The 405-nt window shown below is 47.4% G+C and carries 1 protein-coding gene; it reads left to right on the top strand.

What is annotated here, in order from left to right; genetic code table 11:
- The coding region (locus A3712_RS21510; protein WP_231891859.1) for a methyl-accepting chemotaxis protein at window positions 1-405 on the top strand (405 nt) is incomplete at both ends.

Raw genomic sequence — 405 nt, 5'->3', positions numbered from 1 at the left:
CCATCCGTAACTCATCAAACGACCTGTTTACCTTTGCCGAAGGCATAACCAACGCAGCGGACAGCGTGAATGCCAGTTCTGCCTCACAAATGGAACAACTAGAGCAAACTTCGACGGCAATGAACGAAATGTCGGTCGCGGTAGATGAAGTCGCGCAAAATGCCCACCGTGCGTCAGAAGCAGCAATGCAAGCTGCCCAAGAGGCACAATCTGGTAATCAAACTTTCGATACTGTAAATCACAGTATTGTGAGCCTCTCTCAAGGGATCCAAGAAGTTTCCGACGTTATCAACACCGTAGGTGAGAAAACCTCAAGTATTGGTAGTGTATTGGACGTTATTAAAGATATTGCAGACCAAACTAACCTACTTGCCCTTAACGCTGCCATTGAAGCAGCACGAGCAG

Origin of the sequence: Vibrio sp. HI00D65 (assembly GCF_001635455.1) — a bacterium.
GTDB lineage: Bacteria > Pseudomonadota > Gammaproteobacteria > Enterobacterales > Vibrionaceae > Vibrio.
Note: the sequence above shows the minus strand (reverse complement) of the source record. Positions and strands in the feature narration are given on the sequence as shown.